This is a genomic window from Listeria cossartiae subsp. cayugensis, from assembly GCF_014229095.1.
Lineage (GTDB): Bacteria > Bacillota > Bacilli > Lactobacillales > Listeriaceae > Listeria > Listeria cayugensis.
This window is the reverse complement of record NZ_JAARZC010000001.1, coordinates 1,276,280-1,298,115: the sequence shown is the minus strand read 5'-3', so window position 1 is coordinate 1,298,115 and position 21,836 is coordinate 1,276,280. Positions and strand designations below refer to the sequence as shown.

19 protein-coding genes are annotated in these 21,836 nt (G+C 39.5%); 16 read left to right on the top strand and 3 right to left on the bottom strand.

Going from position 1 to position 21,836, the window contains the following annotated elements:
• The 6 genes from thiI (at position 1) to argF (ending at position 6,496) form a co-directional block, all read left to right on the top strand.
• Positions 1-1,212 (top strand): tRNA uracil 4-sulfurtransferase ThiI, encoded by a 1,212-nt coding sequence (thiI, locus tag HCB49_RS06515; RefSeq protein WP_008947959.1) that lies wholly within the window; start codon positions 1-3, stop codon positions 1,210-1,212.
• Positions 1,213-1,383: 171 nt separating this feature from the next.
• Positions 1,384-2,415, top strand: a complete 1,032-nt coding sequence (gene argC / locus HCB49_RS06510) for an N-acetyl-gamma-glutamyl-phosphate reductase (protein ID WP_185604423.1) — start codon at positions 1,384-1,386, stop codon at positions 2,413-2,415.
• Positions 2,416-2,430: 15 nt separating this feature from the next.
• Positions 2,431-3,627: a bifunctional glutamate N-acetyltransferase/amino-acid acetyltransferase ArgJ gene (argJ, locus tag HCB49_RS06505; RefSeq protein ID WP_185604422.1), complete on the top strand. Its 1,197-nt coding sequence runs from the start codon at positions 2,431-2,433 to the stop codon at positions 3,625-3,627.
• A 12-nt stretch (positions 3,628-3,639) separates the two neighbouring features.
• Positions 3,640-4,392 (top strand): acetylglutamate kinase, encoded by a 753-nt coding sequence (argB, locus tag HCB49_RS06500; RefSeq protein ID WP_185604421.1) that lies wholly within the window; start codon positions 3,640-3,642, stop codon positions 4,390-4,392.
• A complete protein-coding gene (gene argD / locus HCB49_RS06495) occupies positions 4,389-5,543 on the top strand; it encodes an acetylornithine transaminase (protein WP_185604420.1) in 1,155 nt (384 codons plus the stop codon). The genes argB and argD overlap by 4 nt, the downstream gene beginning before the upstream one ends.
• Before the next feature lie 2 nt (positions 5,544-5,545).
• Positions 5,546-6,496 carry an ornithine carbamoyltransferase gene (gene argF, locus HCB49_RS06490; protein ID WP_185604419.1) on the top strand — a complete coding sequence of 317 codons (951 nt, stop codon included), beginning with the start codon at positions 5,546-5,548 and terminating at the stop codon, positions 6,494-6,496.
• Positions 6,497-6,529: 33 nt separating this feature from the next.
• Here argF and HCB49_RS06485 read toward each other — a convergent pair whose 3' ends face one another.
• Positions 6,530-7,333, bottom strand: coding sequence for an NAD kinase (locus HCB49_RS06485; RefSeq protein WP_185604418.1), 804 nt, complete (start codon positions 7,331-7,333; stop codon positions 6,530-6,532).
• 179 nt (positions 7,334-7,512) lie between these two features.
• Here HCB49_RS06485 and sppA point away from each other — a divergent pair, with 179 nt between their 5' ends.
• From sppA to HCB49_RS06460, 5 genes are all read left to right on the top strand, one after another.
• Entirely contained in the window at positions 7,513-8,526 is a 1,014-nt protein-coding gene (gene sppA / locus HCB49_RS06480; RefSeq protein WP_185604417.1) for a signal peptide peptidase SppA, read from the top strand.
• Between the two features lie 19 nt (positions 8,527-8,545).
• Positions 8,546-9,082, top strand: coding sequence for an RDD family protein (locus HCB49_RS06475; protein ID WP_185604416.1), 537 nt, complete (start codon positions 8,546-8,548; stop codon positions 9,080-9,082).
• 61 nt (positions 9,083-9,143) lie between these two features.
• The gene (gene tpx, locus HCB49_RS06470; protein WP_185604415.1) at positions 9,144-9,641 is read left to right on the top strand and encodes a thiol peroxidase; all 498 of its coding nucleotides are present in this window, start codon (positions 9,144-9,146) and stop codon (positions 9,639-9,641) included.
• 190 nt (positions 9,642-9,831) lie between these two features.
• Entirely contained in the window at positions 9,832-10,830 is a 999-nt protein-coding gene (locus HCB49_RS06465) for a class I SAM-dependent methyltransferase (protein ID WP_185479818.1), read from the top strand.
• Positions 10,831-10,853: 23 nt separating this feature from the next.
• Positions 10,854-12,047 carry an acetate kinase gene (locus HCB49_RS06460; protein WP_185391601.1) on the top strand — a complete coding sequence of 398 codons (1,194 nt, stop codon included), beginning with the start codon at positions 10,854-10,856 and terminating at the stop codon, positions 12,045-12,047.
• Between the two features lie 50 nt (positions 12,048-12,097).
• On the opposite strand, the gene HCB49_RS06455 is transcribed toward HCB49_RS06460, so the two are convergent.
• Entirely contained in the window at positions 12,098-12,562 is a 465-nt protein-coding gene (locus HCB49_RS06455) for a universal stress protein (RefSeq protein ID WP_003725993.1), read from the bottom strand.
• Positions 12,563-12,802: 240 nt separating this feature from the next.
• Here HCB49_RS06455 and ald point away from each other — a divergent pair, with 240 nt between their 5' ends.
• Positions 12,803-13,915, top strand: coding sequence for an alanine dehydrogenase (gene ald / locus HCB49_RS06450; protein ID WP_185604414.1), 1,113 nt, complete (start codon positions 12,803-12,805; stop codon positions 13,913-13,915).
• A gap of 40 nt (positions 13,916-13,955) precedes the next feature.
• On the opposite strand, the gene HCB49_RS06445 is transcribed toward ald, so the two are convergent.
• Positions 13,956-15,053 (bottom strand): M24 family metallopeptidase, encoded by a 1,098-nt coding sequence (locus HCB49_RS06445; RefSeq protein WP_185604413.1) that lies wholly within the window; start codon positions 15,051-15,053, stop codon positions 13,956-13,958.
• A 163-nt stretch (positions 15,054-15,216) separates the two neighbouring features.
• Between HCB49_RS06445 and HCB49_RS06440 the strand changes: the two genes are divergently transcribed.
• From HCB49_RS06440 to dnaE, 4 genes are all read left to right on the top strand, one after another.
• A complete protein-coding gene (locus HCB49_RS06440) occupies positions 15,217-15,903 on the top strand; it encodes a metal-dependent hydrolase (RefSeq protein WP_185604412.1) in 687 nt (228 codons plus the stop codon).
• A gap of 25 nt (positions 15,904-15,928) precedes the next feature.
• On the top strand, positions 15,929-17,242 hold the full coding sequence (ytoI, locus tag HCB49_RS06435; protein ID WP_185604411.1) for a CBS-HotDog domain-containing transcription factor YtoI: 1,314 nt from the start codon (positions 15,929-15,931) through the stop codon (positions 17,240-17,242).
• Between the two features lie 20 nt (positions 17,243-17,262).
• Positions 17,263-18,198: a DHH family phosphoesterase gene (locus tag HCB49_RS06430; protein ID WP_185604410.1), complete on the top strand. Its 936-nt coding sequence runs from the start codon at positions 17,263-17,265 to the stop codon at positions 18,196-18,198.
• A 121-nt stretch (positions 18,199-18,319) separates the two neighbouring features.
• Positions 18,320-21,646 carry a DNA polymerase III subunit alpha gene (gene dnaE / locus HCB49_RS06425; RefSeq protein ID WP_185604409.1) on the top strand — a complete coding sequence of 1,109 codons (3,327 nt, stop codon included), beginning with the start codon at positions 18,320-18,322 and terminating at the stop codon, positions 21,644-21,646.
• The last annotated feature ends 190 nt before the right edge of the window (positions 21,647-21,836 follow it).

The following is a 21,836-nucleotide window of genomic DNA, read 5'->3' as shown; positions in this document are numbered from 1 at the left end:
TTGGAATTTGATCGTATGTTAATTAGATACGGAGAGCTATCTACTAAAGGGAAAAACAGAAAACAATTTGTGACGAAGTTGGCGCAAAATGTTAAACGCGCAATGCAAGATTTACCAGAAGTACGCATTCACGGGGAACGTGACCGGATGTATATTATTTTAAATGGTGCAGATTATCAGCTTGCAGAAGAACGTTTGAAACCGATTTTTGGGATTCAATCTTTTAGCCCAGCTGTGCGCGTTAATTTAGATCTAGAAGAAGTAAAAGCCGCAGCACTTGCTTTAGTGCAAGATGCGCATGAAGAAAACGGGACATTTAAAGTAGCTGCAAGACGTAGCCACCGCGAGTTTCCGCTTGATTCCAATGAAATAAATCAAGAAATCGGAGCGCACGTACTGCAAAATATCGAGGATTTAACGGTCAATGTCAAAAATCCAGATGTAAAACTAACCATCGATGTACGTAAAGAAGGCGTATTTTTATCATGTCGGACAATTCTTGGTGCTGCTGGTCTTCCAGTTGGTTCATCAGGCCGTGCGATGCTGATGCTTTCTGGCGGGATTGATAGCCCTGTTGCTGGATATTTAGCGCAAAAACGTGGTGTCGAAATTGAAGCAGTTCATTTTCATAGCCCACCGTACACGAGTGAACAAGCGAAGCAAAAGGCAATCGATTTAGCGGCAAAACTAGCGAAATATAGCGGACAAGTACAAATGCACATCGTTCCATTTACAGAAATTCAAGAAGTCATTAAACAACAAATTCCGGAAAGTGTTATTATGACAGTTACTCGTCGAATGATGCTGCGAATTACGGACGAACTTCGCCGCAAGAGAAACGGTTTAGCGATTGTTAATGGCGAAAGTTTAGGACAAGTTGCCAGCCAAACATTGGAAAGTATGCTAGCGATTAACGCCGTAACAGCAACACCAATCATTCGTCCAGTTGTTTCCATGGATAAAAATGAAATCATTCAAATCGCGCAAAAAATTGATACATATAATTTATCCGTACAACCATTTGAAGACTGTTGTACAATATTCACGCCGCCATCACCAAAAACAAAACCAAAACTAGATAAAATCGAGCATTACGAAAGTTTCACCGATTTTGACGCTTTAATTACAAAAGCGCTGGACAATATCGAAACGATTTCCGTGAATATTGCTGAAACGGAACAAGTGAAAGATGAGTTTGCTGATTTATTTTAAGATTAACCGTTTATCCTTTTTTAGGATAAACGGTTTTTGTATATTATATACATAATAAATAACTTATAATGCATAAAATAGTTTTAAATATTAATAAAAAACCATTTGACATTATAAATATACATCATTATAATGAAAAGTATCATTTAATAATTAACGGGAGGGGTTAGGATGAAAGTTTCCATTATCGGAGCGACAGGATACGGAGGGCTTGAGTTAATTCGCTTGCTACACCACCATTCTTCTGTCGACATCGCAACGTTACATAGTTTTTCCACACAATCAGCTACAATCGCAAACTTTTATCCGCATTTAAAAGATTTAGAAGCTAGCCCCTTAGAGAAAATAAATCCAACAGAAATCATTGAAAAAAGTGAAACGGTTTTTATCGCCACACCATCAGGAATCGCCAAGGATATCGCGCTACCATATGTTGATGCAGGAATGAACGTCATTGATTTATCCGGAGATTTCCGATTGAAAGACAGCCAATTGTACGAAAAATGGTACGGGAAAAGTGCGGCACCTGTTGAATACATCGCTAAAGCAGAATATGGTTTAGCGGAATTTCGCGAAAATAAAGAAACGACTTTTATCGCCAATCCAGGATGTTATGCCACCGCTACTTTACTTGGTCTAGCGCCACTCGCAAAAAACCGGCTAATTGATCCAACATCGATTATTGTAGATGCGAAATCAGGCATTTCAGGCGCAGGAAAAGTACCATCCGCAAGCACACATTTTACCGAAACTAACGAAAACATGACATTGTATAAAATGAATTCCCACCAACATATTCCAGAAATTATGCAACAACTGACCAAATGGGATGAAAGTATCCCGGCAATCCAATTTTCTACCTCATTAATTCCCATCACAAGAGGAATCTTCACAACCATCTACGTTAAACCCAAAAAACCAATCACCCAGAAAGAATTACATACACTTTACGAATCCACCTACGAGAACGCTCCATTTGTCCGAATCCAACCAGAAAATATTTATCCAACCGTCAAACAAGTGACCGCATCCAATTACTGTGATATTGGTCTTGCTTATAACGAAAAAACAAATGTCATTACCATCGTTTCCGTGATTGATAATTTAGTCAAAGGAGCGGCTGGTCAAGCCATTCAAAATTTAAATATTATGGCGAATTTTGCTGCAAGTGACGGATTAGGATTTATTCCAGTGTATCCGTGAAAGGGGAAAAGTAAAATGAAACTTATTAAAGGAAACATCGCCTCGCCAAAAGGTTTTTATGCGGACGGAAAGCATGCAGGCCTGAAAAGAAAACGAAATGATATCGGGTGGATTTATTCGGAAGTCCCAGCAAATTCTGCTGCCGTTTATACGATGAACCAAATGCAAGCCGCGCCGATTTTTGTGACAAAAGATTCTTTTCAAAGTAGCGCCGAGTTGCAAGCAATTATTGTGAATAGTGGTAATGCCAATGCGTGTACGGGAAATCAAGGGATGTTAGATGCACTTGCGATGCGTGCGAAAACGGCAGAAAACCTTGAAATTCCGCTTGATTCTGTCGCGGTTGCTTCGACGGGAATTATTGGCGACATGCTACCAATGGACAAAATAATCGCGGGGATCGATATGCTGGAAAAACAAACCGGAAATGCGGCCGATTTTGAAGAAGCGATTTTAACAACGGATACGTTTCAAAAGCAAATTAGTTTTCAAACGGAAATCGGTGGTGAAACGGTAACGATGTCAGGTGTGGCGAAAGGGTCGGGAATGATTCATCCTAATATGGCGACCATGCTTGCTTTTATTACGACCGATGCCGCTATACCGGCTGAATTATTGCAAAAATTACTAAAAATAAAAGTAGATAAAACTTTCAATCAAATAACAGTCGACGGCGACACTTCGACAAACGATATGGTAGTAGTAATGGCGAATGGTTGCGCGCAAAACCCGCTTATACAAGAAGGAACAGCTGATTTTGCCAAATTTGCGGATATGTTTCAAGCAGTCACAGAGCATTTGGCAAAAAGTATCGCGCGTGACGGAGAAGGCGCCACAAAACTAATCGAGGTCCAAGTGAACGGGGCTACTAAAACAGAAGATGCAAGAATGATTGCTAAGAAAATCGTATCTTCCAGCTTGGTGAAAACGGCGGCTTTTGGTGGAGATGGCAACTGGGGTCGTATTATTTGCGCGATTGGCTACTCAGGTGGTCGCTTTGCACCCGATAACATTACGATTAAAATTGGCGGGATTGAAATTCTGAATCATAGCAGCCAAACTATTTTTAATCAACAAGCGCTGGATGCTTATTTGGAAGAGGAACATATTGTTATCGAAGTCGATCTTCATATCGGTCTTGAGTCAGGAACGGCATGGGGTTGCGATTTAAGTTATGAATACGTCAAAATCAATGCCTGTTACCGGACGTAAGGAGGGAAACGAATGAAGAACACAATTGTGATTAAATTAGGCGGGGTCGCAAGTGATAATTTAACAGAAAGTTTCTTCCAACAAATTACAGCGTGGCAGGCCGCGGGTAAAAAAATCGTCCTTGTCCATGGTGGTGGTCATTATATTACAAAAATGATGGAAGCTCTCAAAATTCCAGTCGAAACGAAAAAAGGATTACGCATCACGAATAAACAAGCACTTGAAGTAACCAAAATGGTTTTAATTGGTCAAGTTCAACCAGCCATCACAACCGCTTTTCAAAAACGAGCTATTTCCGTTATTGGTTTAAATGCCGGCGATACAGGTTTACTCGAGGCAGACCAGTTGAGCGACACAGACCTCGGCTTTGTTGGCAAAATTACAAAAGTAAAAACCGACTTAATCGAACAATTACTCGGCGAAAATATTATTACTGTCATTGCACCACTTGGAATAAACAGCGAGCATGACTGGCTAAATGTCAACGCTGATACAGCTGCCTGTGAAGTGGCTAGCGCGCTAAATGCAGAAGCACTTTACCTACTAACGGATGTACCAGGCGTGAAAAATGGAACAGAAATCATTAGCGAAATAGCAACCGCAGAAATTGACGAATTACAAACAACCGGCGTAATACAAGGCGGGATGATACCTAAATTGGCAAGTGCCGCTTTTGCCGCTGAAAACGGTGTTGGTCAAGTAATTATTACAGATTCCCTTCAAACAATGGGCACAAAAATAAAAAGCAAGGTGGCGATTGGATGAAACACGTTTTTCCTACGTACAATAGATTTCCTATTGATTTAGTCAAAGGCTCTGGAACTATCGTCACAGATGCAACCGGTCAAACTTACCTCGATTTTACGAGTGGCATTGCGGTTTGCAACCTAGGTCATTGCCCTGAAAATGTGACAGGGGCTATACAGCAACAATTAGCGCATATTTGGCATACCTCGAATTTATACGAATGTGCTTTGCAAGATAGTGTCGCAGAACTAATTACAACTGGAGAAGAGCGACTTGTTTTCTTTTGCAATAGCGGGACAGAAGCGAATGAAGCGGCTCTCAAACTAGCTAGAAAATATACTGGTAAGGAAAAAATCATTACATTTGAACAATCTTTCCATGGCCGCACATTTGGTTCGATGTCAGCAACCGGTCAAGCGAAAATCCATCAAGGTTTCGGCGGACTTGTTCCCGGCTTTACGTACGTTCCATACAATGATAGCAAAGCTTTTCGGGAAGAAATAGACGAAAATACAGCGGCTGTCATGTTAGAAGTCATTCAAGGAGAAGGTGGCGTCATCCCAGCGAATGCGGCATGGCTGCTAGAAGTTCAAATGCTTTGCAAAAAAGTGGGCGCGTTATTAATTATCGATGAAGTCCAAACAGGATTAGGACGAACAGGAACACTTTATGGTTTCGAACAAATTGGCTTAGACCCAGATATTTTCACACTAGCAAAAGGACTTGGAAATGGCTTACCGATTGGAGCGATGGTTGGAAAATCTTACCTAAGTAGCGCTTTTGGACCGGGGAGTCACGGATCAACTTTTGGTGGAAATAAATTAGCGCTTGCAGCTGCGAAAGAAATCTTGCTAACCATAAAACAAGCGGGATTTTTAGAAGAAGTGAATGCTAAGTCGGATTACTTTAGAAATCTACTAGGAGAACATTTCGAGCTATTGGATAATGTTTCAGACATTCGCGGCGAAGGTTTCCTTATCGGAATAGAACTTGAAACTGCAGCAGAACCAGTTGTTACACAATTACGAGCGCGAGGCTTGTTAATACTGACGGCTGGGCCAAACATACTGCGAATTTTGCCACCTTTAACCGTGAGCTATGAAGAAATTGATCAAGCAGTTACTATATTGAAAAGTGTTTTGGAAAACCAATTGATTGGGAGTGAATAGGGATGACGATGTATGCGAAAAACAATACAGCGGGCAAAGATATGCTTAGTTTGCTGGAATGGAATAAAGAGGAATTGACGGATATGATAAAGTTAGCCGTGGCGATGAAAACGAACCCGGCGCATTATAGCCATATTTTAAGCGGGAAAATTTTAGGAATGATTTTTGACAAACCATCTACTAGAACGCGGGTTTCTTTTGAAGCAGGGATTTTGCAACTAGGTGGCCAAGCGATTGTGATGAGTTCGAAGGAATTGCAAATCGGTCGCGGTGAGCCAATTAAAGATACGGCGCATGTGATGTCAGAATATATTGATGCGATTATGATCCGGACATTTAGCCATGAAAAAGTGGAAGAACTGGCGTATCATGCGGAAATCCCAATTATTAATGGCTTAACCGACTTGCATCACCCATGTCAGGCGTTAGCAGATTTAATGACCATTTATGAATGGAAAGATCAATTGGAAGGTGTCAAGCTAGCCTATATCGGTGATGGGAACAATGTGTGTCACTCGCTGCTTTTAGCCAGTGCAATGGTCGGCGTTGATATCCGCCTCGCAATGCCAAAAGGGTATGAGGTTGACGAAACGATTTTTGCTACTGCGGAAAAATTGGCCGAGCAAAGTGGTGCTACCATTTTTGTAACCGAGGATCCGAAATTAGCAGTTACAGATGCAGATTTTATTTATACGGATGTTTGGACAAGCATGGGACAAGAAGATGAAAACGCGAAACGATTAGCGGATTTTGGTGAGAAATATCAAGTAAACGCCGAACTAGCTAGTTTTGCTAAGTCTGATTACCACTTTTTACATTGCTTACCAGCACACCGGGAAGAAGAAGTGACAACGGAAATTATTGATGGCGATCACTCGGTCATTTATCAACAAGCGGGAAATAGACTTCATGCGCAAAAAGCATTGCTTGCAGCGATTTTGGAGGCAAAATAAAAAAAGTCTGGCATGTACGCCAGACTTTTTTTATTATAAGAAATTACGTTTCACTTTATCCCAGAAAGAATTCTTAGGCAGTTTGATAATATTGATAAAACGGTCGCCTACTTCTAAGTTTACTTCATGAACGTGTTGGATGCTTAGTGCTTCGCTGTCCATTCCGATCATTGGAAACTCATTATTTCCTTCTTCAGACGAAATCTCAATACGTAGTTTACGTTTTGGACTAAGGATGAAAGAAGAGCCCAGCGTACGGAATTTATTATTGTTAATAGAAGCTAGCTCGCATACTTGCATAGATGGAAGAAGCGGATCCACGATAGAACCGTTGACTGATTTATTATAAGCAGTACTTCCTGTTGGTGTCGAGATAACCATTCCATCACCACGGAACGTTTCAAAGTGAGAATCATTAATATAAAGATCCATCGTAAGTGTTCTAATAATAGAAGAACGAATATTAAATTCATTCAATACATAGAATGCTTTAGTGTTATTTACTGTTCCATAAATAGTTGGGTAACGACGTACTAACCAACGATCTTCAATAGCTGCTTTGATGATTTCATCCAATTGATTAATATGGAAATCACAGTATTGACCTAATTGCTCAGTTAACGCAATCCCTGCATATAAACAATCTTGACGGAAGCCAGTTTCTCTTACGGATTTAAGAAAAGCACCATCGCCACCAATACTGATGATAACGTTCGCTTTTTGATAGTCATCTGTTAATTCGTATCCATAATCAGTCGTAATTTTCTTTAATTCTTTTGCTTTTGCGTGTAGTTCTTCTGTTTTTCGATAGGAAAAATAAAAAATAGTTTTTGCCATGTTAGTTGTCCCTCCAGAATCCAATTTTAATCAACAAACCTATTATAACATGACTTAGCCTCAATTTCTTTCTTCATCCATAAAAAAGTGAAATGATGCACAAAGTCAAAAGAAAATTTGTGCAAAATAAAAGAGACTGGTATTATTACTGTATATAAAAAGAAAAAGGGGAGAATTTAATGAACGCTAAAAGATGGGTTGCACTAGGAATTGTTTGTGCGCTTTTGATTGTTAGTGCATTAGCAAAGTTTACATCAAGTCAATTTGCTTCAGTGGAAGAGGGCAATCTAACATTTGCTGAAAGTTTATTCGCAGATACAGGTGAACTAACTGAAACAGTAATTGAAGAAGGTGGAATGGATACGATAGCTGTATTATCAGTAGATGGAACCATTCAAGATACAGGAGATTCGGGTTCGTTATTTGGCGATGCTGGCTACAACCATTCGCTTTTCATGCAACAATTAGAACAAGTGAGAAATGACGACCTTATTCAAGGGGTGCTTTTGTACGTTAATTCACCGGGTGGCGGCGTAATGGAATCCGCACAAATCCGTGATAAAATTTTACAAATTAAAAAAGAACGAGGTATTCCGTTTTACGTTTCGATGGGGAGTATGGCAGCATCAGGTGGCTATTATATCTCCGCGCCAGCCGATAAGATTTTCGCAAGTAAAGAAACACTGACAGGTTCGCTTGGGGTTATTATGCAAAGCTATGACTATAGTGAACTAATGAAAAAACTAGGTGTTTCAGATAATACAATTAAAAGTGGCGAGTACAAAGATATTATGAGCGGAACAAGACCAATGACGGAAGACGAGAAGAAAATTATGCAGTCGATGATTGATGATTCCTACAATGAATTCGTTAAAGTTGTTGCAAAAGGCCGTGACATGCCAGTAGAACAAGTTCGCAAAATTGCAGACGGTCGCATTTATGATGGTCGTCAAGCAAAAGAGATTGGCTTAATTGATGAATTTGGCTATCAAGAAGATGCTTTAGAAGCACTGAAAAAAGAGGAAGGTTTGTCCGGCGCTACAGTTATCGAATACAGCGCTCCAGAAGACTTTAGTTCGCTATTTTCTGTCGCTGCACAAAAAATCTCTGGACAAAATGCGGATATTTCCCAATTAATTAAATTAACTGGCACACTTAAAGCGCCAAGAATGATGTACTTATATGGAGAATAATGTGAGAGGAGAGGCGCAAATGACACATGAAAATGTCGCTTTTGAGAATAAACGCCAAGTCTATCATTATGAGCCACCTATCCCGAAAACAGAAGCCATTCCTAAACAATATTTCGCGGGATTTTGGATTCGATTTTTAGCTTATTTAGTCGATTTAATTGCGATAGCAGCCTTAAAGGGAATTCTTATAAATCCGATTTTACGCATTGCTGGCATAGGGATGGATAACAGTTTCTTTACCTTTTATTGGGTAATTACAACAATCATTTTTCTAACATATTTTGTGCTATTAACGAAATTTTTCGGGCAAACATTAGGAAAAATGTTATTCGGTCTTCGTGTTATCAAATTAAATGGCAAGAAATTAACATGGCTTAATGTATTATTTCGAGAAGGTGCGATGCGCTTTGTGTTAAAAACAGTTTGGCCCTTATACGTTGTTTGCGCTTTTACGCCAAACAAACAAGGAATTGCTGACTTTTTTGAAGCAACCTCTGTCGTACACATGGGCTACTTAGAACTAGACGAAAAATGGGTATATGGAGCAAAAAAATAGCTTATAGTTCACTTCTTCTTTAAAATGGAATAGAAGCGTCCATTTAAAGGAGGAAGAAAAAATGACTCAAGTAACATTTAAACATAATCCAGTTACACTTGTAGGCACGGAAAGAAAAGTAGGCGACAAAGCGCCAAATTTCACTGTGGTTAATAGAGATTTAGAAGAAGTAACTTTGCACGATTATGACGGGAAAGTGAGACTTATCAGCGTTGTTCCTTCCATTGATACAAGTGTTTGTTCCACACAAACGCGTAAATTTAATGAAGAAGCAAGCAATTTAGATAACACGGTTGTCTTAACTATCTCCGTTGATTTACCATTTGCACAAAAGAAATGGTGTGCAGCAGAAGGTTTACCAAATGCGATTACTTTATCTGATCACCGTAATCTTTCTTTTGGAGAAGCATACGGTGTCATTATGAAAGAACTTCGCTTGCTAGCGCGTTCCGTGTTTGTTGTCAACGCAGCAGGAGAGATTGTCTATGCGGAAGTAGTTCCAGAAGGCAGCAATCATCCAAATTATGAAGCCGCAATTGAAGCCGCGAAAAAAGCATGAATCTTAAAAGCCTTCCTTTAAATAGGAGGGCTTTTTTCTGTATTACTACTAAAAATAAACTGTACTAATTATAATTAACTATTTCCAATGGGAATTTCATCTTTTACTACAGAAAATCCTTTCACATTCTTTAGAAATACTGTATAATGTTTGGTGGTGTTAGTAATGATAAAAATTCGAGGTGTTACTTTTGGCAAATGAAGCAACGCAAGAATTATTTCAAGTGCTTGATAATACAGCTATTATCTTGCAAAACGAGCTTGAAATAAGCTATTTGGAAGCGGTTTATGAAACAGGAGAAAATCTGTTTCAAAAAGAAGTTTTACAAAAAGAAGAGTTGTCTTCTGAAAAACAATTGAAATTACAAGCGTCTTACGAAAGTATCGAACTTGAGAATTTCTCAAATGAAGAAATCCGCAAAGGTCTTCAATTAGCACTACTAAAAGGCATGAAACATGGTATTCAAGTGAATCACCAAATGACACCAGATTCCATCGGATTTATTGTGGCGTATTTACTTGAAAAAGTGATTCAAAAGAAGAAAAATGTTTCTATTTTGGATCCAGCCTGTGGCACAGCGAACCTTTTAACGACAGTGATTAATCAACTAGAATTAAAAGGCGATGTGGAAGTTCATGCGAGTGGTGTGGATGTAGATGATTTGCTTATTTCGCTTGCATTAGTAGGTGCGGATTTACAGCGACAAAAAATGACGTTACTTCATCAAGATGGTCTGGCTAATTTATTAGTAGATCCTGTAGATGTCGTAATTAGTGATTTGCCAGTTGGTTATTATCCGGATGATGAAAATGCAAAAACATTTGAACTTTGCCGTGAAGAAGGGCATTCATTTGCACATTTCTTGTTTATCGAACAAGGAATGCGCTACACAAAACCAGGAGGATATTTATTCTTCTTGGTACCTGACGCAATGTTTGGGACTAGTGACTTTGCTAAGGTGGACAAGTTTATCAAGAAAAACGGTCATATCGAGGGGATTATTAAATTACCCGAGACGCTGTTTAAGACTGAACAAGCACGAAAAAGCATCTTGATTTTACAAAAAGCGGATGTAAATGTAAAGCCGCCAAAAGAAGTTTTACTGGCCAATCTCTCTTCGCTAACAGATCCAAGCGTAACCGCGCCGATTTTAGCTGAAATAGAGAACTGGTTCAAGAGGAAACAATAATGGAAGGAATTGACAAAAATAAAATGGAAAAAACGATTGCAATTAACGCCGGAAGTTCTTCACTGAAATTCCAATTATACGATATGCCATCTGAACGTGTTATCACAGCAGGGATTGTAGAAAGAATTGGTTTGAAAGATTCTATTTTCACAATTACTGTAGACGGAGAAAAAATCAAAGAAATTATTGATATTCCTGACCATGAAATTGCTGTTCAAATGTTACTTGAAAAATTAATTAACCACAAAGTTATCGGTTCTTACGATGAAATCACTGGAATTGGTCATCGTGTAGTACACGGTGGAGAAAAATTCCCTGAATCCGTTTATATTGATGACCAAGTAATTAAAGATATTGAAGCGTTATCTGAACTTGCGCCGCTTCATAACCCAGCGAACGTTACTGGTATTAAAGCATTCCGCAAAATTTTACCGGACGTTGTTTCGGTGGCTGTTTTCGATACAGCTTTCCACCAAACAATGCCACCAGCAAGCTATCTTTACAGCTTGCCTTACAGCTACTATGAAGACTATGGTATCCGTAAATATGGTTTCCACGGTACAAGTCACAAATATGTATCCGAACGCGCTGCAGAACTTCTAGGACGTCCTGTAGAAGAGTTACGTTTACTAACTTGTCACCTTGGTAATGGCGCTAGTATTGCTGCTATCGAAGGCGGAAAATCAATGGATACTTCTATGGGATTCACTCCACTAGCTGGTGTTTCTATGGGAACTCGTTCTGGTAACATTGACCCAGCGCTTATTCCATTCATCATGGAAAAAACTGACAAAACAGCAGAACAAGTACTTGACGTATTGAACAAAGAATCCGGTATGCTTGGTGTATCTGGTATTTCAAGCGATCTTCGTGATTTAGAAGATGAAGCAGCAAAAGGAAACGACCGCGCAGAACTTGCACTTCAAGTATTCGTTGACCGTATCCATAAATACATCGGTTCTTATGCAGCTCGCATGAACGGTGTAGATGCAATTATCTTCACAGCTGGTATTGGTGAAAATAGTTCTTACATTCGTGAAAAAGTACTTCGTGGACTTGAATTCATGGGCGTATACTGGGATCCAGCACTTAATCAAGTGCGCGGAGAAGAAAGATTCCTTAACTATCCTCACTCTCCAGTAAAAGTTATCATCATCCCTACAAACGAAGAATTAATGATTGCTCGTGATGTAGAAACAATCAAACAAAGTCGCTAAAAACGATAAAAAAGGCTAGCTCTTATGAAAGAGCTAGCCTTTTTCTATAGTTATTTTTCTTCTTTATAATCAGGAACATCATTACGTACGACAAGCACGTCGCAAGGGGAGTGGCGAATAATATATTCAGATACACTACCAATAAGTAGACGTTCCACTGCGTTAAGCCCAGTAGCTCCACACATGATTAAATCAGCTTGGAATGCTTTGGCTGCTTCTTTTGTAATAGCTGTTTTTGGTGAACCGTATTCGATATAGCTTTCAACTTTTGTGACACCTGCTTTTAAAGCATCTTCTTTATAGCCACTAAGTAATTCGTCCGCATATTCGGTAGCTTTGTCTGCCATACTTGTATCGTAATTGGCTACAGATGAGAAAGCGCGTGTATCAATAACATGAACAAGACCGAGCGCCGCATCATTACGGTTAGCCACTTGAATTGCTTTTTGGAAAGCTCTTTCTGCCTCTTTGGATCCATCAACTGCTACTAAAACTCTTTCGTATTGTTGTAACATAATAATTCCTCCAATCAAAATATATGTATTTTCTATACTTATATTTTACCCTCTTTTTCCTAAAAGAACCATAAAATGAAAAATAAATTAATTATTAGCAGATTTTGTATGTATTTTCACCCATTCATTTGTTGGAATTTAAGTTAGTTAATTTTTTACAACTTAGGTATATTGTGTTAGCATGGGGGTGTGGAAAATCTTTTATAGTCTATTATACCTATGTCAAGGAGAGTGATTTAGATGTTAGTCGGCGTACCAAAAGAAATAAAAAATAACGAGAATAGGGTGGCGATGACCCCGGCAAGTGTTTTTTCTTATGTAAATGCAGGTCATACTGTATACGTGGAAAAAGATGCGGGCATTGGCTCTAATTATCAAGACGCTGATTTTGTGGAAGCAGGGGCAACTATTGTGGAGACAGCTAAAGAAGCTTGGGATGTAGATATGGTTGTAAAAGTAAAAGAACCGATTGCATCAGAGTATAACTATTTTAAAGAAGGCTTATTACTTTTCACTTATTTGCATTTAGCCAATGAACCAACGCTTGCAAAGGCTTTGCTTCAAAGTAAAGTAAATAGTGTCGCGTATGAAACTGTAGAACTTGCAGACCGCACGTTACCGCTACTTTCACCGATGAGTGAAGTTGCTGGGCGAATGGCCGCACAGATTGGCGCTCAATTTTTACAAAGAACAAATGGTGGGATGGGCGTACTTCTTGGTGGTGTACCTGGTGTAGAAAAAAGTGAGGTTGTTATTATCGGCGGCGGAATTGCTGGAACAAATGCAGCCAAAATTGCTGTCGGACTTGGAGCGAACGTGACTATTCTTGATATGAATTTAAAACGGTTGCGCGAACTTGATGATATTTTTGGTAACCAAGTACAAACGTTAATGTCGAACGATTTTAATATTGAAACCGCCGTGAAGAAAGCTGATTTAGTAATTGGAGCTGTTTTAATTCCTGGGGCAAAAGCACCAAAATTAGTGAAAGAGCATGTAATCAAACAAATGATTCCGGGCTCCGTTCTTGTCGATATTGCGATTGACCAAGGCGGGATTTTTGAAACAACGGATCATGTTTCGACTCATGACGATCCAACATATGAAAAATATGGCGTGTTGCATTATGCCGTTGCTAATATGCCGGGAGCAGTGCCGCGGACATCTACGCTCGCTCTAACAAATGCTACATTACCTTTCGGATTAAAACTGGCTAATGAAGGCTTAGAAGCGGCAGTGAAAAAAGACCCATTCTTACTTCGCGGTTTAAATACGTACCAAGGTCATATTACGTATAAAGCTGTAGCAGATTCTCTTGGTTTGGCTTATACAGATAGTAAAGAATTAATTTAAATAAAAAGCGAACTTTCCCGAGGAGAGTTCGCTTTTCTTATTAGTTGATTACTTGTAATGTTTTTGGGAATTCGGTTAATACTTGTACGCCATCTTTGGTGACAACAAGGTCATCTTCAATTCGAACGCCAGCAACACCTGGAACATAAATACCTGGTTCAATCGTAAATACCATATTTTCTTGAAGTTCCATATGGTTTGTTTCTGTAATAGAAGGGAATTCGTGGACACTAGCACCGAGCCCATGACCGAGACGATGTGGGAAATAATCACCATAACCAGCTTCGCGAATAATGTTTCTCGCAGTTAAATCGATTTCGCTCGCTTTCACACCAGCTTTAACTTTTTCAACGGCAGTAATTTGTGCTTCTAAAACCGTATCATAAATTTTTTTCTGTTCAGCAGAAATGTCGCCGAAAGCAACGGTACGCGTAATGTCAGAGCAATAGCCTTTATGGACAACGCCTAAATCGAATAAAACTAAATCGCCTTTTTTAATTTTTGTTTCGCCAGGTGTACCATGAGGCAGGGCACCGTTTTTACCAGTAAGTACCATGCTATCGAATGACATGGCTGTGACGCCTTTTTTCTTCATTTCGTATTCGATTTTGGCTACGATTTCTGCTTCGGTTTTGCCTTCTGCGATTTCGTTTACGCCAACTTGAACCGCGTAATCAGCCAATAAAGCTGCTTCTTTTAAAATGGTTAGTTCTGCTTCCGTTTTAATTAGACGAATTTGTTCGATTTTATGTTCAATCGGAATGAAAGAGCTGCCGGAGAATAGTCCGACTAATTGTTCGTAGCGATCCACGCTCATATGTTTTTTCTCAATCGCAAATTTGCTTGGGTTTGCGACGCGTTTTTTGATTTCTTCTGCAATAATTGTAAATGGGTTTTCTGTATCGTTGTATCCGTAAGCGGGATGCGTCCAGTCGCCGCCACGTACATCTTCTACTTCGAGAGCTGGTGTAAATAGAAATGGTTCGCTATCAGGGAAAACAGCTAAGCCAAGTACACGTTCATGCGGCTCGCTATGATAACCTGAAAAGTAAGCGATGTTCTCTGGGTCTGTCAAAAATGCTACTTCGGCACCTTGGTCTTTGAGCCAGTTTTGTAAGACATCGATATTTTTTTCCATTATTGTACCTTCTTTCCAATTGATTTCTCTATCATGATAACATGCGAAGGAAATATTTTGCTAATAAACACCTCCTAGTTTACGAGGTGTTATATATTAGTTTATAATAATAGTGGTACAATAATACACATAGAATAATGAATCGGGAAGGAAGTTTTTTAACATGAAGATTTCATTTCATGGTCAGTCTTGTATTAAAATTATCACTGGGAATACAACTATTTTAGTGGATCCATTTATTTCCGGTAATAAGAAATGTGATTTAAAAGCAGAAGAGCAAATGCCGGACTTTATCGTTCTGTCGCATGGGCATGATGATCATGTCGGTGATACAGTTGAAATCGCTAAAAATTCAGGAGCAACTGTTATTTGTAACTCGGACTTGGCTTCGTTTTTAGATGTAGAGGATGGGCTGGAGAATATTGCGCCAATGCATATTGGTGGGAAAAGACAGTTTGATTTTGGACAAGTGAAGTTAACGCAAGCTTTTCATGGTTCGCAAACTGTTCGTGATGGACGTATTATCAATCTTGGTTTTCCAACAGGGATTGTATTTACGATAGAAGGTAAAAATATTTATTTTGCAGGGGATACTGGTTTATTTTCTGATATGAAATTAATTGGAGAATTAAATCCGTTAGATGTTGCCTTCTTACCGATTGGGGATAATTTTACCATGGGGCCGGAAGATGCGGCGATTGCAGCACGCTTTTTACAAGCAAAATTAGTTATTCCAATGCACTACAATACATTTCCATTAATTGAGCAAGATGCACACCAATTTGTTGCATCACTTGATGAAGGTATTGCTGGAAAAGTACTTGAAATTGGGGAAGGTATCGAAATCTAACAAAATAGGAATGGGTGAACGAGTCGTGGCCACAAAACATGAACAGATTTTAAAATACATTGAAAATCTTGCAGTCGGAGAAAAAATATCTGTGCGGAAAATCGCGAAAAACTTGTCTGTAAGTGAGGGAACTGCTTATCGGGCAATTAAAGACGCGGAAATTATTGGTTTTGTTTCTACTATTAAACGAGTAGGGACACTTCGAATTGAGCGAAAACAAAAAGATAGCATCGAAAAATTAACTTTTGCTGAAATTGTCAATATGATTGATGGGCAAGTACTCGGCGGTCGCGCTGGGTTATATAAATCGCTGAATAAGTTCGTGATTGGTGCAATGACTGTGGAAGCGATGGAACGTTATACAGATGCTGGTAACTTATTAATCGTTGGGAACCGGGTGAGTGCGCATGAACTTGCTTTGAAACGCGGTGCTGCGGTACTGATTACTGGTGGCTTTGATACGGACGACGAAGTAAAACAGTTGGCGGATGAGAAAGAATTACCAATTTTATCGACTTCGTATGATACGTTTACGGTGGCAACGATGATTAACCGCGCGATTTATGACCAATTGATTAAAAAAGAAGTGGTGTTTGTTGAGGATATTTTAACGCCATTAGAAACGACTGCTTTTTTATCTACGTCTGATAAAGTGGAAGATTGGCATAAAATGGAAGAAGCGACCGGACATAGCCGTTTTCCTGTTGTTAACCGGGCGATGCGACTGACTGGGATGGTGACGAGTAAAGATATTTTAGAAAAAAATCCGAGTATTTCGATTGAACGTGTAATGACGAAAAATCCATTGACGGTTGGTCCGAAAATGAGCGTGGCTTCAGTGGCACATATGATGATTTGGGAAAGTATTGAAGTAATCCCGGTCGTGAAAGATGATTTAACATTAATCGGAATTGTCAGCAGGCAGGATATTCTAAAATCGATGCAAATGATTCAAAAACAACCACAAGTCGGTGAAACGATTGACGACACGATTGCGAATCAACTTTCGGAAAAAGCGGATGCTGGTGAAGAAGCAGATTATGAATTTAAAGTAAGTCCGCAAATGACCAATTCGTTAGGTACGTTATCGTATGGCGTCTTTACACAAGTGGTTTGTGAAGTCGTACAACAAAAACTATTTTCCATGAAAAAACGGAATGTGGCAATCGAAAACGTGACGATGTATTTTCTAAAACCTGTTCAAATGGACGCGACAATTGTTATTAAACCGCGGATTTTGGAAATGGGGCGTAAAGCTGGTAAGTTAGATGTCGAGCTTTACTTAGAAGGAATTTTGACCGGAAAAGCAATTGTTGCTTGTCAAATGATGGAACGTTAAAAAGAAACAGAGGCGAAACAATGAAAAGTGAGATTTTACAACAAATAAAGCAATATGAAACGATTATTTTGCATCGACATGTGAGACCGGATCCAGATGCTTACGGTTCGCAAATGGGGCTTGCGGAAATTATCCGAGCTAGTTTTCCTGAGAAAAAGGTGTATTCGGTTGGAAATGATGAAGTATCGCTCCAATTTCTTGGTGTAGTGGATGAAGTAACGGATGAAACATATAAAGACGCGCTAGTAATTGTATGTGACACAGCTAATCAAGAGCGCGTTTCAGACGGACGTTTCAATCAAGGTAAGGCGTTAATTAAAATTGATCACCATCCAAATGATGATGCTTATGGCGATTTGCTTTGGGTTGACACGACAGCTTCTTCTTGTAGCGAAATGATTGTCGCTTTTTGGGAAGCATTTTCCGAAGAACTAATTTTGAACGAAACGGCGGCGCGACTTCTTTATGCGGGAATTGTTGGAGATACTGGACGTTTCTTGTATCCGAGCACAACGGAAGAGACGCTACGCTTATCTGCGCATTTAGTGACATTTCCGTTTGACCGCCCGGCACTTTACCGGGAATTATACGAGCTACCTAAAAATACCGTGAAGCTCTCCGGTTACATTTTACAAAACTTTGTGATGGATGAAAATGGCGCGGCAACTGTTTATTTAAGTGATACACTTTTAAACGAGTTTGACGTCAATCCGCGCGACGCTTCCGCACTAGTTTCTTGCATTGAAAATGTGGCGGGAATCAAGGCGTGGATTATGTTCATCCAAGAAGGGCCGGTTTTCAGAGCCCGTTTACGTTCAAAAGGTCCAGTTATTAATGAACTGGCCAAAGAATATGGTGGCGGTGGACATCCGCTTGCTTCTGGCGCAACACTGCATAATGAAGAAGAAATTAAAGAAATGACAGCAAAACTACAACATATTTGCGCAACTAAATAAAGAAAAAATGAAGTCAGATTAACTATCTGGCTTTATTTTTATATAAAAACACGAACACACTTTCTTTTTTTAAGCTTAACCGATATAATGGAAAAAGAGAGTTTTGAAAGGAGAGAGGATAGTGGGATTTGTTCATTTACAAGTTGCGAGCGCTTATGATTTGCTATCTAGTACAGCGTCCATCGATAAGCTAATCGCTAAAGCAAAAGAATACCATTATCCAGCCTTAGCAATTACGGATAAAAATGTACTTTACGGAGTAGTCGAGTTTTATCAAAAGTGTTTAGCGGCGGATATAAAACCAATTATCGGGATGACGGTGACAATACAAGGTTACTTAAATCCAATTAATTCATATGAGTTGATATTAATTGCGGAATCAACCGCTGGATATCACGAGTTGTTAAAAATCGCGAGTGCCATTCAAACGCGCGAAGAAGGCCCAGAGTTACCACAAAGCTGGTTGCGTGCGTATAGCAGTGGTTTAATTGCTATCTCACCTGGAGCCAAGGGAGAAGTGGAACGTCTTCTCATGGAGGAAAACCGTGACGGAGCATTAGAAGCTTACGGAAACTTAGTCGATATTTTCGGCAAAGAATCCGTTTATTTGTCTGCACAAAAAGAAAATCCGCGTCTGTTTGCAAAAATAGAAGCCTTTTCTGCAGAAGAAAATGTAGCAGTTGTCGCGACTAAAAATGTACAATATATGGAACCGAAAGATGCACAAGCGAAGGAAGTTTTAACGGCAATTCGTGATAATCGGACGGTAGACTGGACGACTTTACCACTGGCAGGACCGAACTATTTTACCTCACAAGAGGAGATGGAACGCGACTGGCAAACGGATTTCGAGAAACGAGCATGCCTTGAAACGGAGAAATTAGCAAAACGTTGTCATGTTGAAATCGCTTTGGACCAACATTTACTACCACGATTCCCTTTAGAAGAAGCACAGAATGCATCTGAAGTGTTGCGTCAAACTGCATATGCCGGCTTAAAAGAACGAGATTTATTAGCTGAGGAATATCAAGCTCGTTTAGATTATGAATTAAAAGTGATTACTGAAATGGGATTTGCGGATTATTTCCTGATTGTCTGGGATGTGATTCGCTATTCTCGAGAAGTTGGAATTTTAACGGGGCCAGGTCGGGGTTCGGCGGCAGGTTCACTTGTTTCCTATGCACTTAGAATTACCGATGTGGATCCGATTCGTTATAATTTGTTATTCGAACGATTTTTAAACCCCGAGCGAATTACGATGCCCGATATTGACTTGGATTTCCCTGATAATCGTCGGGATGAGGTGATTTCGTATGTTGTATCTAAATACGGCGAGGCGCATGTGGCGCAAATCGGTACATTTGGAACATTAGCTGCCAAAGCGGCGATTCGTGATACAGCGAGGAGTTTCGGTTTGAATTCTGTTCTGCTGTCTGAATGGTCCAAGCTAATTCCGAGTCAACTAGGCATCACTTTACAAAGAGCATTGCAAGAAAGTCCACGTTTAGAAAACCATATTAAGAGTTCTAAAGAAAACGAAATGATTTGGGACGTTGCATGCCAACTTGAAGGCTTGCCGCGCCATATTTCGACGCACGCCGCCGGAATTGTTATTAGTGATAAGCCGCTAGTAGAACAAGTCGCACTTCAATTAGGTAGTGGGGACGCGCGCTTAACCCAGTTTGCCATGGGAGAATTAGAAAAAATTGGCTTACTCAAAATGGATTTTCTAGGCCTTAGAAATCTTAGTTTATTAGATCGTGTTTTAAAATCAGTTAATTACGCTAGAGAAAAGCCGTTAACATTAGCGGATATTTCCTTAGAAGATAAAAAAACATTAAAACTATTCCAAACAGGTGATACGACTGGGGTGTTCCAATTCGAATCAGACGGAATTCGCCGCGTACTTCGAAAATTAAAGCCAACTTCTTTTGAAGATGTTGTCGCGGTAGATGCACTGTACCGTCCGGGGCCAATGGAACAAATCGATACGTTCATTGCTAGAAAACACGGAAAAGAAAAGATCCAATATCCACATCCAGATTTGGCGCCCATTCTAGAAGTGACTTACGGTGTTATCGTCTACCAAGAGCAAATCATTCAAGTCGCGAACCAAATGGCTGGATTTTCCCTTGGAGAAGCTGATCTGTTGAGACGAGCTGTCAGCAAGAAAAAAGCGGACGTCCTAAACGAAGAACGCATTCACTTTGTGGAAGGCGCTAAAAGTAAAGGTTACCCAGAAAATAGCGCCAATCAAGTGTATGATATGATTGTCCAATTTGCGAACTACGGGTTCAACCGAAGTCACGCCGCAGCTTATTCAAAAATTGCTTTCCAACTAGCCTATCTGAAAGCCCATTTTCCAGCTGCGTTTATGTCGTCACTTCTTAGCTCTGTTTTTGGCAATGACGATAAAATTTCCCAGTATATCACAGAAGCAAAAAACTACGGTATCCAAATGTTGGCGCCGAGTATCAATTATAGTAATTACTATTTCCAAATGGAAAATGAAACATCCATCCGTTATAGTTTCCGTGTCATTCGCAAAGTCCCAACAAAATTCATTTTAGAAATCATCAATGAACGAAAAAAAGCGCCTTTTCGCGATTTCTTTGATTTTTGCGAACGAATGCCGCACAAAATGCTTACCGAAACAGTGTTAGAAGCGCTTGTTTTTTCCGGTTGTTTTGACGAATTTGGTGAAGATCGGGCGACGATTTTAGCGACCATTGATGCTGTCTTGCAGTATATTTCTTTGCTCGGGGAAGACTCCAAGGGCATGAATCTTTTCGCGGAAGATGACGACTTTTTGAAAAAAATGAAACCGCGCTATCGCCAAACTGCGCCAATTTCGATTGATGAAAAGCTGGAAAAAGAAAAATTATACACGGGGCAATATGTTTCGGCACATCCCGTATCATATTATCAAAATAAATTGCAAAACCTTGCTATCACAAGACTTGCGAATGTTACTTCTGGTAAAAATCATCAAGTAGCGGCCTATGTCCACGAAGTAAAATCAATCAGAACGAAAAAAGGCGAAACGATGTGTTTCTTAACGATTAGTGATGAGTCTAAAGAACTTAGCGCAGTGATGTTCCCAGAAAGCTACCGTAAATATGCGAACTTTGCCCAAAAAGGGGAAATTCTCTTTTTACAAGTCAAAGCAGATACAAGAAACGGAGAACTCCAATTAATCGTCAATAAAGCCGAAGATTTAAAAGAAGTTAAAGCGCCAGTGAGACTGTTTTTAAAATTAACAGAACCACAACAAATGGAACAAATCAAACCCATTTTAGCGCGCTACAAAGGCGATAGTAAGGTCATCGTCCATCAGGCAATTACGAAGCAAACCGCCGAGCTGAAAAATATTCAAGTAACACCATCAAATGAGTTGCAAGAAGCGCTAATGGCACTGCTTGGTAAAGAGAATGTCGTAATTAAGTAATCTTAGACTTTCTATATTTATAGAAAGTATGTTATAGTTTAACGTGGAAAACAATATTGCGCAGTCTGTCCAGTTATGATTCGGATAGACTGGCATTTTGTCTTCTTGTGGGAAAATGCGGTTGATTTATGTTTCATGTCATTATTCATTTTTTATTTTTACAACATTAAAAATCGTTAATAACCACAAT